Here is a 15798-nt window from a genome sequence, read left to right as displayed (position 1 = left end):
TCAATGTTATCTAAACCAATACGCAGCGTTGCCACAATAATAATAATTGCAATCAACCTTTGCTTTTTATGTAATGCTTGATTGCACGTTTATGAGGCAGAGAAAAAAGATGCAAAGTACCGAGATTCGCTATTTTCTGGCTGTTGCCCATGCGGGTTCGCTCAGCGCGGCCAGTAAACAATTATTTGTGGCGGTGTCGGCAATTAGCCGGCAGATCCAGCGGCTGGAGGAGCGGGTTGGGGCGACGCTTTTTGAACGTCATGCTCGTGGAATGGTGCTCAATGACGCCGGGCAGATCCTTGAAAACCACGTACGCAAAAGCATGATGGACATGGAACATGCCATCGGGGAGATCAAGGGATTAAATGCACTGCGGCGAACGGTCATCCACATGGCCTGTACCGACGGCCCGGCATTTGACCTCCTGCCGCAGTTGTTTATTCGCTTTCGACAGCGCCATCCTGGCGTGATGTTTTCGCTGAATGTGGGGACGGCGTTGCAGGTGGCTGAGATGATCCGCCGTGGTGAGAGTGAACTCGCGTTGCAGTTCAGCCTAACGGCCGAACGGGGTGTTGATGTGATCGCGACGTTTCCGGCCCCGGTAAGAATGGTGATGCGCCTTGATCATCCGCTGGCCACTACCGCATTACAGCTGACCGACTTACACCCTTATCCGCTGGCGATGAACGAACCGGGCAGCACGATTCGCCAGTTGTTTGATTTGTCATGCCGGATGAGCGGAATATTTCTCGAACCTGCACTCAGTTGTAACCGTTTTTCAACGCTATATGAATTTATGCTGCATACGCCGGGGGCGATTTTGGCTTGCAGTCACTTCTCTATTTTGTATAGAGCACGGCGTGACGGGCTTTGTGTGAAATCGGTGAATATTGAGCAGCTCAGCCAGCGCACATTGCAGTTGCAAACGGTGGCAGGCAAAAAACATTCGGCCATACTGAGCCAGTTTATTGAGTTTGTCCGTGATGAACTGACACAAGAAGGTGACCGGTTTCGTGACGAATTTGGTCTTTAGTTTTCAGGCGTGAAAACGTGTCCAGAGGGAAATAAGCAGCCAGGCGGCCAGGGACCAGCAGATCACACCGGTAAGAAGGGCATAGGGAAGTTTCATCCAACCAATCAAAAAATAAAGAGAAATCAGATACACCATATAGGGAAGTACTGCCCACAGACCGAAGATAATGGTGGTGCGCAGTGCGTCAATGCTACGTTCGGTACCGACGATATAATGGGCGATCAGCGCAAAGGTGGGAAACAAAGGCAACAAACCGGCGATGTAGTAATTACGCGTTTTGGATAATAAACCGATCGCCACCACCATCAGTGCGCCAATCAATGCTTTAATCACCAGTCCAATCACGCTGTTTCTCCATTGCTGTACCGTTGCGCATTTATTGCCGATCAGCGTTTTGTTAGTCATGAGAATGTATAGAGGCGCAAATTTGACAGACTCCTCGCATGCGGTCAATGCGTGGGAGACAGAATGAAAAGTGCGCAGAAAAAGCCGCGAACGGCACCAATGAGGTTTTATCTAAGAATCTTTACATTGCAATGGTTTCTTCGAGGCCTATAAACCGGTAACTTTTAGCATTGGTCGTTCGGTCGGCGTCTTAATAGCAAGTCGCCAAGCTGTTTGAAAGACAAGATAAATCTCAGTCACCCTGACAAAAGCGTTCATAAACCTATGACAATCTCTCCTAAATTAACACGGACCTTTCTTTGTACGCTCGGCGGCGGTTTGATGCTGCTGGCGCTTCCCGCTGCACAAGCAGATACCAACCCTGCAGCCCCGCAGATTAACGCTAAATCCTGGGTGTTGATGGATTACAACAGCGGCAAGGTGCTCGCTGAATCGAATCCTGACATGCGTCTTGATCCTGCCAGCCTGACCAAAATCATGGTCAGCTATGTGGTAGGTCAGGTTATCAAGTCAGGCAAGATAACGCCGGATGACATGGTCACGGTTGGCCAGGATGCCTGGGCGACCGGCAATCCCGTGCTGCAGGGGTCATCGCTGATGTTCCTCAAGCCCGGTGATAAAGTGCCTGTTTCCGAGTTAAACAAAGGCATTGTGATTCAGTCTGGCAATGATGCCTGCATCGCACTGGCTGATTATGTGGCTGGCAGCCAAGACTCTTTTGTCAATTTGATGAATCGCTATGCTCAACAGCTGAAGCTGGAAAACACCCATTTCAAAACCGTCCACGGTTTGGATGCGGATGGGCAATACAGCTCGGCCCACGATATGGCGTTATTGTCGCAAGCGTTAATCCGCGATACGCCGGAAGAATACGCGCTGCATAAACAGAAAGAATTCACTTTCAACCATATTCGCCAGATAAACCGCAACCGTTTGTTGTGGAACACTAACCTGAACGTCGATGGCATTAAAACCGGTTACACCTCAGGCGCGGGTTATAATTTGGTCTCATCCGCCATTGATGCAAACGGGATGCGATTGATTGCGGTTGTGATGGGGGCACCGAGCGATCGCGTGCGTTTCAATGAGAGTGAAAATCTCCTGAACTGGGGGTTCCGCTTCTTCGAAACCTTGACCCCAATGAAGGCCGGTGATGCCTTCACCAACCAGCGAGTCTGGTTCGGTGAGGACAAAATGGTCCCCCTTGGCGTGGCTGAAAATGTATCCCTGACCACACCTAAAGGGCAGTTGAAAAACCTGACAGCCAGTTTTACCTTGACCAACAAACAGCTGGAAGCACCGCTGGCGAAAAATCAGGTTGTAGGCACGGTGGATTTCACCCTGAATGGTAAGGTGGTGGATCAGCGTCCTTTGGTGGCATTAAAAGAGGTCAAAGAAGGCGGGTTCTTCAGTCGTATCTGGGATTTTGTGATGATGAAAATCACCGGGCTGTTTGGGTCGTTGTTCGCGAAATAACCTGGGAAAAGAAACATCGGGCGCAGTTTACTGCGCCCCTATTTTTTCACTTACTCCTGTACCCAGCCTTTGCGGATAGGAATGGCAAAACTGAAACGATAGAGCTTATCCAGCCCGGCGGAGAGCGGCTCTCCAAATAAATTCCACACCAGCTGTGCAAACAAACACCCCACCATACCTATCAGCAGCCCGCCCAGCATGTCCATCGGCCAGTGTATCCCGAGATAAACCCTTGACCAGGCGATACCTAATCCCGCGAGGAATAGCAGTGCGCCAGACCAGAACCGATGCCAGCACAGAAACGCGATAGCAAAGGTAAAGATGGCGGTGCCGTGGTCGCTCGGAAAGGAGTCGTCAGGCGAATGGTGCAAGAAGTTATAGCCAAAGCCTTCGACAAAAGGACGGGCATGAGGGAACAGGATCGACAGTGTTTTGGCGGTTGCCATCGCGAAGCCGAGCGCAATCACTGTTTTGGCTACCAACGCGCGCTGGGAAGCAATATGCTCATGGTTGCCCCAGAGCCATAAACCGATGATCAACAATGGCACAATCATAATCACGTCATTGGCGATAAATATGGCAAATTTGATCAACGCTGTTGGCGATGCCGGCGTTGCGTTAATCCAGGTAAAAAGCAGATGATTTAACTGTTCCATGTTCCATTCCTGCACCCTTAACATATCTGTCCGCAAAATGAATACCCTCAATAATAAATATCGGCCAAATAGAGGCCGTAAAGTCTTTCAGTAAACGACTGAGCACACCTCTAAATTCCGGGCCAACGTTAAATTGTGCTGAAAGCCAGGTAAAGAGGGGATCTTCTGAATATTCCGCTCTATTTAAGCGCGGTATAGTTTCGCGATGAGATTCATGATAAGTAAAGGAAATTAAGGAGTCCTTAAGGCCGTCAAAGAGAGCTTTCGGCCATTTGTTGAGCGCCTAAAGTGCGAGGAAATTTTTAAAAAGGCACCGTCATCAATAATGTCTGATGTGATATTAATCATGTCTTTAAGCCGTTATCCTGTGCGGGTGACGGCGGGGAGCGTATCGCTATAAAAGTAATGGGGGAAGAAATTGGAGATTCGTCAGGCGGTTATCGCAGATATTGAGTTACTGCATAAAATGGGCACAGAAACTTATCGGTACTATTTTGGCGCGCTGTGGGAAAGTGCTGCCGAGCTGGAACAGTTTCTGGACAACGATTTCTCCCTTAGCACCTTGCAGCAAAGTTTGACTGATCCTGACCAGCGCTGGTGGCTGGCGATAGAAGAAGGTCAACCCGCTGGGTTTGCTAAAGTCCACCACCGCCAGCGGCTTCCGCAGAGCCAGGAACAGGGGACGATGATGTGTAAGTTATACTTGCAGCCTCATGTTAAGTCACGAGGGCTGGGCACTGCGTTATTTGTTCGCGCAGAACATGACGCACGCGAACACCATCAACCTTGCTTGTGGCTGACCGTACTGAAAGGAAATACCTCAGCCATCGGTTTTTATGAGCGTCAGGGCATGTCAATTCACTGTGAAAGCGCCCATGTCACGACAACACAAACCACCGAACTCTGGGTGATGAAAAAGGAATTTGAATGATTAAAGTCAAACTCGGCGGGCTTTTTATTACGCTGGCACCGGAAGAAGCGATCCCCGCTGATGAAGAACTTTATGGGCATTACACCTATATCATCCGTTCTCAGCCGCGCGGTGTTGAAATTTTGCGTTATGACGCTTATGTCGGTTGGAAACGTAAGCCAGACCGCTGGTTTTCTAACGGACATAGCGCTTTTGTATTTGCTTATGAATCCTATATCCATGAATGGAATCAGGTCGATGGCCGTTTAGGCGGTGTGGCGCAGAAAGTACAACGTATATTGTGATCCCCGGATGTTACCGGGCCTGAAGATATTCTTCCTGCCCTTGCTCAAGGACCAATCAAGGTGAGTTCTCGCTAATATCATTAAACTGTTCCCGGACCCAGTCGGAAAACAGCCTGACCCGTGGCGCAAGCTGGCGGTTTTCAGACCAGGCAATATGAACCGGCAGTTTATCCGCATTCCAGTCGTCAAACAGGCTAACAAGCTCTCCTTTTATTAACGCGTCCTGTACCAGAAATGCATAGGTTACAACAATACCTAATCCTGCCTGTGCAGCACACAATGCCGCATAGGCATCGTTGACGGAAATCTGAAAGGGTCCCTGAATAGCAAAAGATCCATTATCTTTCGTCAGCCGATGCTCGAAGCTTCTGCCGCTCTGCGGCGACCTGACCTGAATAAGCTGGTGCTTCAGAAGCTCAGATGGGTGAGCGGGTCGGCCATTCTTTTGCAGATATTCTGGTGCGGCGCAAACAGTCATTGGCAGCGTACCGAGAGACCGGGCAATAAGCGTATCATGATGCAATGCGCCAATACGGATCACGCAGTCAATCTGTTGGTCGATAAGATCGCTGGTGCGATTACCCACGCTGGTGATGACCTGCAGGTCAGGATAGCGGTTCATAAAATCAGACAGGCGGGGGATCAGCAGGCAGTACGCCAGCGCGCCGGGCATCTCAACCCTCAGCGTCCCACGCCAGGTTGCATCAGCGCCTGACACGCTGTTATCAAGGCGTTCGGCCTGAGTAAGCAGGGCCTGAGCACCTTTATAGTACACTTCTCCCTGTTCGGTCAGGCTGAGCCGTCGGGATGAGCGGTGCAGCAGTTTTACACCGAGTGCTGTCTCCAGCGTCTGGATTTGTCGCGTCACCGTTGATTTAGGTAATCCGAGGCTTTCAGCCGCACGCGTGAAGGCGCCGGTTTCTACCACCCGTAAGAAACTGCGCATTGCGGAAAATTTATCCATAAATCGCCTTATTGTTGCTTGATCTGCAATTTAAGTTTGCCTGTTGCCCCGTTGTTCATCACGTGTCCAAAGACGAAGATGATGCCATCAGCAACCAACAAACGAAAGGGAAGGCTTATGAATGACCTGTTAACCTGGCAAGTGGCTGGCGCAAGAATCACAAAAATTCCGGAGCAACAGAGCAGCGGGATCCCGGCATCTTCACTGTTTTCGCAATGGAATCGTCAGACAGCCTCACCGGTCGCTGAACGCCTCAAATCGAGCGACATAGAGATGCAGACTGAAACGCTCACGCTCAGCACGCATAGCTGGCTTGTTGAAAGAGACGGTAAGTTCATCATCATTGATACCGCTTCCGGCAACGGAAAGAACCGTCCGGGCAACCCTAAATTCCATCAGATGAAGAGTGACTGGCTGAACGCATTAAGAAGCTCGGGCGTTACGCCTGAGCAAGTGGACGCGGTGGTGCTGACGCACCTTCACGTCGATCATGTGGGCTGGAATACGATTTACTGTGAGGGGGAATGGAGACCGACATTCCCAAATGCCCGTTACTACTTCTCAGCACAGGAATACGCCTTTTATCAGCATCCGCAAAATGTCATGCAGCCAAGTCTTGGTGCACTGGAGGACAGCGTTGTCCCGGTAGTCGCTTCGGGACAGGCAGTGCTGTTGGATGAACATGCGGTTGAGGTTTTTCCTGGCCTGCGTATTCACAGGACACCAGGACACAGCGTTGATCATCTCGCCTTCAGCATGTCACGTGCAGGGGAAACCGCTCTTTTCTGGGGTGATGTTGCACATAACCCGCTGCAGGTCTCTTTGCCGCAGTGGAGCAGTGGCTACTGCGAGTTTCCCGATGCCGCGCTGCAATCTCGCCTGGACATGCTGAATTTTGCCGCAGAGACCGGCGCGCTGGTTTTCACCACACATTTTCCGGATCGCTCGGTCGGAAAGGTTGTGTCCGTAAAAGGTCAGCTGTGCTGGCAGTACGCATAAGAGGAGAAAATAATGTCATATTCAACGCAACTTTCTCGCGAGGCTTTCGCTGTCGATTCTGATACCGCTGGCATTCAGTTGTGGCTGCGTCATCGATGGTTGGCTGACAGAACCGTATTCGATACCGCGCATACGGTGATCCTGATGCATGGCGCGACGTATTCATCAGGAAGCCTGTTTGATACACAGGTTGAAGGCGAATCCTTCATCGATTATCTCGCTGCCTCAGGTATGGACGTCTGGGCCGTTGATGTGCGCGGCTACGGTGGCGCATCCAGAATGGCTTCATTCGAGGCGCCTGCTCTGGACAATCCACCTTCTGCGCGCGCAGAGGTAGCGGCATGTGACCTCGGCAGCGCCATTGATTTCATCCTTAAGCGACAGAATCTGACGCAACTGAATATCATTGGCATGTCGTGGGGCGGAACCGTCTCAGCGCTCTATACCACGCTTAATGCCGGGAAAGTGCGCCGCCTGACACTGATCGCACCGCAGTGGCTACAGGAAGGGAAGCCTGCACTTGATCCCGGAGGTGCCATTGGGGCATGGCGAGACATTGATATTGATGCCATTGAAGCCCGCTGGCTGCGGGGCGTGCCGGATGAGAAAAAACAGGATCTGATTCCACCCGAAGGATTCAGCCAATGGGCGATGCAAACGCTGTCTGATGAGCCGAATCTGCAGTTAAAGGCGCAGCGTAAAATCCGTGCCAGCACCGGTCCCATCCAGGATACCCGGGTTTACTGGTCAGCCGGTATTCCGGTTTACGATCCGGCGGATATCAGGGTTCCGGTCCTGTTGCTACACGGCGAGTGGGACCAGGATGTGCCTATTAATGCCACACTGAACTGGTACCTGCGTGCTACCGGCGCACCGTGGAAACGCTGGGTGGAGATCGGTGAAGCGACTCACATGATGGTGCTGGAGAAAAACCGTAAGCAGGTTTTTGCACTGGCCCGTGATTTTATCACCCAGACACTTAACGTTTGACTCGTCATTTCATGACTTATTGCAACCATGTGCCCTCACTGACAGAAAGAGGGCATATCGGTAACCATTCAACGTACTGATTAAACAGCTCAACCGATGATTCATCTATATTCTGAGCAGAGGATTGGCACGGAGATTGACAGCAAAGAACGGCAGATATGGGAGGTGCTTCAAACGAGCAAACCAGGCTCGCGATACGCGGGCTTTTCTTTGGCTGTCATATGCCAACCCTTTTTTCAACCTGGAAACCCGCAGCAAAATGCGTATATAGAGCGCTATAACCGGACAGCGCGTTATCATTGGTTGGGGCAATGTTTATTCTGTTCGCTGGATGAATGACAACGCTATGCAACCGAATGGCAGTGATTTTATAATCACGAAAGACCCAATGTGATACTGAGTGGCTATACCACAAAACAACATGAACGACGCGCGGCATCCGTTCTGCTATTTACCGCTGCTAAAAATGGGAGGATTATCAATATGCATCTGGAAATAAAAGATGACTATCAACTAATGTTAACAATAAATTAATAGTGAATCAGTGAACTATTTAGGTGCAGTTATGACTGCACCTAAATAAAAAACATTCTCGTGTAGATTATACCCAACAAAAAGACAACAACAGGAAAACAAAATAAAACGACTTATATTACATAAATATAACACTACGTGTAATTATCTGTTTGGGATTATTCTTATAATGATGAGCGGAGTGATAATTTACTGTTTTAAATGATTTTTTATAAAATTTAGATTGTTTATATTAAAATGCTATTATTTATCAGTGGCATATGTTGATAAATTTCATGACTGCATAATATTTTTTTTGCATAAAATCGAAAAATAATAGTTGGTACAGATCGGAAAACTTGATCAAAGACAATAAAAATGGCAGGCACAAACTATCAATATGATGATTGCGATCGTTCGTATATGTTCGGTTAATGATTTGCATGCTAAATTCAGAGGCGAGAATTATAGGTTGAAACGCTAGCATAAAAGGTGAAAGTATTCCGTCCTATAACATTTTGATTGCACTCACAACCAATGTTGATAGTCGAGATGCTAGATCGGAATAATCCATTAACACTGTAAGCCAGGGCGTTCTTGAGTACGAATTACTAATAAGAATTGATTGTTTTTATGGAAAGTTATAACAGGGAGTTCAGTTTTGAATAGAATTTTTAAAGTGCTTTGGAATGCACATACACAATTGTTTGTTGTCACATCGGAACTAGCTAAGGGGCATAATTGCTCAAGCTCGCAATCTTGCTCGAGCAGTACGGCTAATACGGGGTTACACTGTTTTAAGTTAGCGCCTATATCTTTCGCGCTATCTTTCTTTTGTTTCACTGCAAATGCTGAAGATATACAAGTGCATGATTTCACGCCTCAAGATCCATTTGAGGAAGTCATTTCTGGCTCAAACAATTTGATTGGAAGCTTTGCTAGTATCCAAAAGGGAGAAAGTGGATCCAAGAAGACTACATTAGGGCAAGCTAAATCTGATGGTCTCATCACCGGTGAAAGCGCTCAATGGGTCGACCATGATATTTTTAGAATCGGCTCACAAACTAAATCCATCAACTATATAGACCCTGTGACTGGTAACACAGTCACTATGAAGGTCTATGATAACAATGATATTCAGACAGAACCTGCTGCAGATTTTCGCATAACAATCTCAACCCCAGTGGGAAAAGATGGTCAATATGTCGATAGAAACTTTTACCAGATTGGCTCTGGCGCGTCTCTTGATATCAATGTTGGTAAAACCACAGGAAACTGGGTCGGAGCTGCAGAAAACCAATTCAACGTTATTTTGAAAAATTCTTCTAAGACTAAGAATAATTCTTCAGCATTTCATGTGATAGATGGGGGACAGCTTAACTATCTGTCGAAGACCGTCGTTCAGCTCGGTAATAATAATAATAATATCCGAGATTCCAGTAATCCAGTCGCTTGGATGACTACGGCAGACTTTGTTGGCTCTTTTGATAGTGTGATGGGCCCACAAAATATTACTAACATTGATGACTTTAAAGCCTATAACGATGCTTTAATTAAAGCCCTACAAGACGGTAAAATTCAGTTAACTGAGGCTGAATATTCTGCTGAATTGAACAAGGCCAGAGATCAAACAGTACATGGGATTGTCGTTAATACAGATAATATTGCTTCTGACGATGCAGTAAGAGCGACGGTCAATAGAGACGTCGTATCTTATCTTCATGCTGAAGGTGCTGGCTCTAATATTAACATTGGCGCTGACGCTAACATCCAGTTAGTCGGCTCAGATGCCACCGTAGTTAACCTCGAGAACGGGGCGAAATTAACCAACAATGGCACCCTGGGGACTGCGGGCAATACTTTCCGGGGTGCTTATGTTGTGGCAGCCCGCAATACATCCTTTGTTGAAAACAATGGGGTGATCGATGCAGGCACAAACCCTGAAATGGCGGGCTTCTTTCAGGGCGGAGCTGCGGGAGTAGCGAATGGCATCCATACCGCAATCTTAGCGAACGGCGCGTCGGTAGTTAACAACAATAACACTGGCTTGATTAACGTTGCCGCAAGAGGCAACTATTATGATAATACAGGAGTATTGCTCGGATCCTCTGCTACTTTAAATAACTATGGCGCGATTAATATCGCGGCTAGCAATGAAGCAAACAGCATTTTAGGCGAAGGTTATAATATTGGTGTGGTCACTCAGCAAAACACCACATTTAATAATGAAGGTACATTATATATTGGCCGTATGGCGCAACGAACGCCATCTGATAGCACCGATGATTTATCTATTAAACAATCATCAATAGGGGTGCAACTCTATGGTAATGGCACTTATAACGGGAAAAATAATTCAGAAATCATCATTGGTTCTAAAGTTCAAAACGCCACTGCTATTGATGTCGGTGGCGCGGCTACACTAGCACAGCAAGGGACTATCCAACTTAACGGTGCCGTGTCTGGAGACTCTGTCTCTAGCAATACGGGAATTATGGTTCGCGAAGGCACCGATGCAAATAAAGTTATCAATAGTGGCACTATTGATATGAATGGATTGAATAGTATTGGGGTTAAAGTATTAGCTAATGGACAAATTACTAATTCAGGGACGATCAACGTTAACGGAGGTCTGGATCCAGTAACTCATTATGCTAACTACGGTATTTATGCCCAAGGCGAAAAAGCCCTAGCGATTTTATCCGGTAACGTAAATCTTGCTGGCAATGGCGCCATCGGTATTCACGCCAGAGATAAAGGTGAAATTGATGTAACTCAAAATGGCGCAGTAACGTTTAACGGCGGTACTAACCAAACTGGATACTATATTTTTGGTGCTGGCTCTAGAATAAAAAATGACGCTAACAGTGTGCAAGATGTGTCAACGCAAGACTCAACACTTTACCGAATTGACGGAGGCGCCTCCTTTGACGGCTCCAGCAATAGCGTAGCTCAACTTAATGCCTCAGGTGATAATACAACCATTATTCGTTCTACTGGTTCAGGTAGTCAATTCAGCTCTGGAAAATTAGCACTTAGCGTTACAGGAGAAGGCGCTACAGGGATCAGGGTTGAAGGCGGTGCAACAGGAGAAATTAGTGCAGATGCCGTTATCGTTAAAGTGGCGGGCAAAGATACCACTGCAGGGATTGTAGATGGTAATTACTATGAATTGGATGGTTCGGTGAATACCGCCAAAAAAGGCAATTCTGTTCTAACCAGCTATGCCAATCTGGAAACAGCCAATACTGCCGATGGTGCATTTGGCTATATTGCGCGTAATGATGGCAAGCTGATCCATGAGGGGAGTATCGACTTCACTGAGGCGAATAGCACCGGCGTATTGGTTGACGGCGGGATCCTTGATAACCGTTCTACCATTTCGGTTAATGGTGTCGCTGTGAATATTCAGGGCGCCAGTTCTGAAATCACAAACACTGGAACGGTTACTGCAACGGAAGGCACGGCTGCCTATTTGGTGGGTAAAGACGCTACATTGGCGTTAAACGGTAATGGTATTACGCAGGCTGCTGGTTCAGCTCACGGTATTTTATTAGATACCGGCGCGAAAGGTTTAACGGTAGACGGTGCCACTATAACCATGAGCGACACAGGAAGCGGCAGTGCTATTGAAAACAAAGCCAACATTGTTGGTATTCAGCTTAAAGATACGACGATCAATGTGGGTAACGGTATTGGCGTTCACACCGGAGCCTCTATGGCTCAAACCAATTCCGGCACAATTAATGTCACTGGTAGCGGTACCGGTATTTTGTTTGAAAACAATGATGGCTCGCAGACCGATCAAATGCTGGATATGTCCGACTCAAAAGAGTTAGTGATTAATGTCCAGCAGGCTGGTGGCAAGGGGGTTGTGACCAATACCTCTTCTGACCTGAAAACCGGCATGAGCGTTAATGTACTCGATTCTGCGGGAGGTGCAGCCCTGATAGTCAAAGGTTCAACTCAAAAAGTTGAACAGTCAGGAAAACTCACCTCAAAGTCAACGACGGATGCCGTGGTTGATATTAACAACGGTAGCGTAAGCGAATTCGTAAACCGTGGTGATATTTTGGCTCTCAATGCTTCACAGAAAGCCGTCGAAACGACCAGCGGGCCAGGCGTGCAGTTCACCAATACCAATGGTGGAAACATCATTGGGCAGGTGAACCTTCTTACTGGTAACAACGTGGTAACGTTGGAGTCAGGCAGTACGGGAACTGATTTCACCACGGGTAATGGTAGCGATCTGTTTTTACTTAAAAATGTTCAAGAGAGTGAAACCAACCTGTTTACATCTCTGAATGGTGGGCAAGGCGACGACACACTGAAACTGGATAATTCTAGCTATGTGTTAAATCGCGCCGATGCCATTACTGGAATGGAACATATCGATCTCACTAACGGTTCGACCTTCACCTTAGATAACGTGCTGCTGGCGCTGGGCGATAGCCGTGATAATAGTGCTGCAACGGGCTATTTCATTGATTCTAAAAGTACTTTATCCGTTATTAATAGCGCTAGCGTCGCATTTAATAGCCACTTGTCTGGCAATGGACTGATGGCGGTTAATACAGCGGGTAACCAGTTTGAATTCACGTCCAACAACGCTGCCGATGGCTTTGCTGGAACGGTTGCCATGGAGAATACACGTTTTGAGCTGGATGGGCTTAATACTCAGGCTTTAGCCAATGCGACGCTGCGTGCTGACAACGGTAGCATTTCCGATGTTGGCGCGGGGCAGCAAACGATCGGTGGGCTGGTGTTTAACGGCGGTACAGTGAAGTTTGACGGTGTGACTCCTGGAGTGACTGAGGCCGCGGGTACCATTCATACCACCGATAATATGGATCTGCTGGGCAACGGTGTGGTTCAAGTCGATGCAGGCAGCGTGAGTAACGATCGCCCTTTACCAAATACACACGTTTCCCTTCTCGAGCAAGATGACACCGGAAGCCTGATTAAACTGGCCGATTCTGATGCGACGGTTCAAGGCAGCGGCGGTAATTTAGAGTTGCATGACGCCAGCGGTAACGTGATTTCAGATGGCGTTACGTTGGATATTGTTCAGGATGGAACTGCTGTCGCCAAAGGTACTTATGACTATCGCCTTACCAGCGGCGAAAATAACGATGGCCTTTATGTGAACTATGGTCTCACTCAGGTTGAACTGTTAGGGAGTGGTAATGATGCATTAGGGCTCGATGCGAATGGCAAAACAGACAATGCTGCAGATTTGAGTGCCAAAGTCACAGGCAGCGGCGATCTGGCATTCGATAGTCAAAAAGGGGAGACGGTCTCTTTATCTAATATGGATAACGACTATACCGGCGTCACCGATGTTCGCAGTGGTAATCTCTTGATGCTGAACGATAACGTTCTGGGACTGACCCGCGAACTCAAGTTAGCGTTGGATACCGTACTGGATATGAGTGGTCATCGCCAGACTGTGGGCAAACTGGCTACAGCAGCGGGCTCTTTGCTGAATATCAACGGCGGTAAATTAACGTTAAGTCACGGTGGCATTTCTTCGGGTGAGCTAGCTGGCAGCGGAGAATTGGTTGTTGCCGCTGACACGTTAACGGTGAATGGCGCCAATGCGAATCTCTCTGCGACGACCACGATTGAGCAGGGGGCTTTAGCCGAACTGAATAACACTCTGGGTCTGGGAATCGGCGATATTGTAGATAAAGGTGAGCTGTTGCTGAATACGGCGGATGGCGCTCTCTATAACAACATCAGCGATAACGGCGCTGTAACTTTGAAAGAGAGCAACGTGGTTCTTGCTGGTGACAACAGTCAATTCGCGGGCACATTCACTATTGATTCCACTTCTCAATTGACTGCGAGTTCTGCGCAGCATTTGGGGACGGCCGATATAGAAGATGAAGGCGAGCTGGTGCTGAATACTCAGTCAGATTGGGCGTTAGCTAACAACGTTACCGGCAGTGGTTCGTTTATCAAACAGGGGAGTGGCGGCGTGACCCTTAACAAAAACGTAGCCTATACCGGAACGACTGACATCCAGCAGGGCGGTCTGATTCTTGGTAATGAAAATACGGCAATGACGCTTGCCAGCCAGCAGGTCAATATTCACGAGGGAGCGAAGCTCTCCGGATTTGGTGGTGTGGCTGGGAATATAGATAACCAAGGCTTGCTACAGATTGGCTCAGATACCCAAACTGACGGTAAGGCTCAGACTTTCACCATTGGCAAAGATCTAGTAAACAGCGGAACCGTTATGGTCGGTAATAATACCAGACATGCCACTGCAGGTAATCAGCTGTTGGTGAACGGTGACTACATCGGTAATGATGGATACATTCACTTTAACACTGCACTTGGCGGCGACAATTCGGTTACGGATAAGATGGTCGTTACTGGAGATACCTCTGGGAAAACCGGAGTCAGCGTCAGCAATGCCGGAGGCACGGGTGCTCAGACGCTAAACGGCATCGAACTTATCCACGTGGATGGGGCATCTAATGGTGAGTTCAATCAGGAAGGGCGTATCGTTGCGGGCGCTTATGACTACACGTTGGCGCGTGGTAAGGGGGATAGCAGTGGAAACTGGTATTTAACCAATAATCAAAATGGTGAAAATCCTGATCCAGGCCCAAATCCAGAGCCGAGTGATAATACCGAGCGTCCTGAAGGGAGTAGTTATATTGCTAACCTTGCAGCGGCGAATAATCTTTTCGTAACGCGTTTACATGATCGCTTAGGTGAAACTCAGTATATCGATGCGCTAACCGGCGAGAAGAAAGTCACCAGTATGTGGATGCGTCAGGTCGGTGGACACAATAACTTCCGTGACGCTGCTGACCAGTTAAAAACTCAAAGCAACCGTTATGTGATACAAATGGGCGGCGATATTGCACAGTGGAGTACCGATCGGCTGGATCGCTGGCACTTAGGTGTGATGGCCGGCTACGGTAATAACCACAGCAATACGCACTCCAACATCAGTGGTTATGGTTCGAAAGGTTCAGTTGATGGCTACAGTACAGGTATCTACAGTACGTGGTATGCCAATGACGCCGAGAAAACAGGTACCTACGTTGATAGCTGGTTGCAATATAGCTGGTTTAACAACAATGTTAACGGTGAACAAATTGCCTCTGAATCGTATAAGTCACGCGGTATCACTGCATCGGTAGAAGTGGGGCAGACCATTAAGCTTAATGAGTTTAAAGGCAGTCTGGGTGGTACCAATACATGGTATGTACAACCACAGGCACAGGCTGTTTGGATGGGCATCAAAGCAAAAAATCATACCGAAGCCAATGGTACTCGTGTGAGTAGTGATGGTGACGGTAACCTAATGACTCGACTGGGCGTGAGAACTTATCTTAAAGGGCATCATGCCTCTGATGAGGGAAAAGCACGTGAATTCCAGCCATTTATTGAGGCTAACTGGATCTGTAGTCCCTCCTGAATTTAGTCTTACTGCTTGATAGAGTTCTCTGGTTAAAATACAACCATTGGGAGGCTCATCATGAAGAAAGCGCGTTTCACTGAAACTCAGATCCTGCGAGTTCTAAAAG

10 protein-coding genes and 1 pseudogene are annotated in these 15798 nt (G+C 48.0%); 8 read left to right on the top strand and 3 right to left on the bottom strand.

The annotated features are described in order from the left end of the window. Positions 1-109 precede the first annotated feature (109 nt). A complete protein-coding gene (locus tag IEV89_RS03225) occupies positions 110-1033 on the top strand; it encodes a LysR family transcriptional regulator (RefSeq protein WP_188470404.1) in 924 nt (307 codons plus the stop codon). Between the two features lie 3 nt (positions 1034-1036). Here IEV89_RS03225 and IEV89_RS03220 read toward each other — a convergent pair whose 3' ends face one another. Continuing rightward, on the bottom strand, positions 1037-1375 hold the full coding sequence (locus tag IEV89_RS03220; protein WP_188471288.1) for a GlpM family protein: 339 nt from the start codon (positions 1373-1375) through the stop codon (positions 1037-1039). Between the two features lie 327 nt (positions 1376-1702). Here IEV89_RS03220 and IEV89_RS03215 point away from each other — a divergent pair, with 327 nt between their 5' ends. Further along, positions 1703-2914 (top strand): serine hydrolase, encoded by a 1212-nt coding sequence (locus tag IEV89_RS03215; RefSeq protein ID WP_188470402.1) that lies wholly within the window; start codon positions 1703-1705, stop codon positions 2912-2914. A gap of 50 nt (positions 2915-2964) precedes the next feature. Here IEV89_RS03215 and ybjG read toward each other — a convergent pair whose 3' ends face one another. Continuing rightward, on the bottom strand, positions 2965-3570 hold the full coding sequence (ybjG, locus tag IEV89_RS03210) for an undecaprenyl-diphosphate phosphatase (protein WP_188470400.1): 606 nt from the start codon (positions 3568-3570) through the stop codon (positions 2965-2967). 418 nt (positions 3571-3988) lie between these two features. Between ybjG and IEV89_RS03205 the strand changes: the two genes are divergently transcribed. Beyond that, positions 3989-4501 carry a GNAT family N-acetyltransferase gene (locus IEV89_RS03205; protein WP_188470398.1) on the top strand — a complete coding sequence of 171 codons (513 nt, stop codon included), beginning with the start codon at positions 3989-3991 and terminating at the stop codon, positions 4499-4501. Beyond that, positions 4498-4785, top strand: coding sequence for a hypothetical protein (locus IEV89_RS03200; RefSeq protein WP_188470396.1), 288 nt, complete (start codon positions 4498-4500; stop codon positions 4783-4785). Before IEV89_RS03205 ends, IEV89_RS03200 begins: the two co-directional genes overlap by 4 nt. A gap of 55 nt (positions 4786-4840) precedes the next feature. Here IEV89_RS03200 and IEV89_RS03195 read toward each other — a convergent pair whose 3' ends face one another. After that, the gene (locus tag IEV89_RS03195) at positions 4841-5749 is read right to left on the bottom strand and encodes a LysR family transcriptional regulator (RefSeq protein WP_188470394.1); all 909 of its coding nucleotides are present in this window, start codon (positions 5747-5749) and stop codon (positions 4841-4843) included. Positions 5750-5866: 117 nt separating this feature from the next. On the opposite strand from IEV89_RS03195, the gene IEV89_RS03190 reads away from it, so the two are divergent. The 4 genes and pseudogenes from IEV89_RS03190 (at position 5867) to IEV89_RS03175 (ending at position 15689) form a co-directional block, all read left to right on the top strand. Next, entirely contained in the window at positions 5867-6748 is an 882-nt protein-coding gene (locus IEV89_RS03190) for an MBL fold metallo-hydrolase (RefSeq protein WP_188470392.1), read from the top strand. A gap of 12 nt (positions 6749-6760) precedes the next feature. Beyond that, positions 6761-7738, top strand: coding sequence for an alpha/beta hydrolase (locus tag IEV89_RS03185; RefSeq protein WP_188470390.1), 978 nt, complete (start codon positions 6761-6763; stop codon positions 7736-7738). 231 nt (positions 7739-7969) lie between these two features. Next, positions 7970-8176: pseudogene (locus IEV89_RS21625) on the top strand (integrase core domain-containing protein); the annotation flags it as partial. Between the two features lie 736 nt (positions 8177-8912). Next, a complete protein-coding gene (locus IEV89_RS03175) occupies positions 8913-15689 on the top strand; it encodes an autotransporter outer membrane beta-barrel domain-containing protein (RefSeq protein ID WP_229746362.1) in 6777 nt (2258 codons plus the stop codon). Positions 15690-15798 lie beyond the last annotated feature (109 nt).

The sequence above is a fragment of the Hafnia psychrotolerans genome, from assembly GCF_014639435.1.
GTDB classification, from domain to species: Bacteria; Pseudomonadota; Gammaproteobacteria; order Enterobacterales; family Enterobacteriaceae; genus Ewingella; species Ewingella psychrotolerans.
Note: the sequence above shows the minus strand (reverse complement) of the source record. Positions and strands in the feature narration are given on the sequence as shown.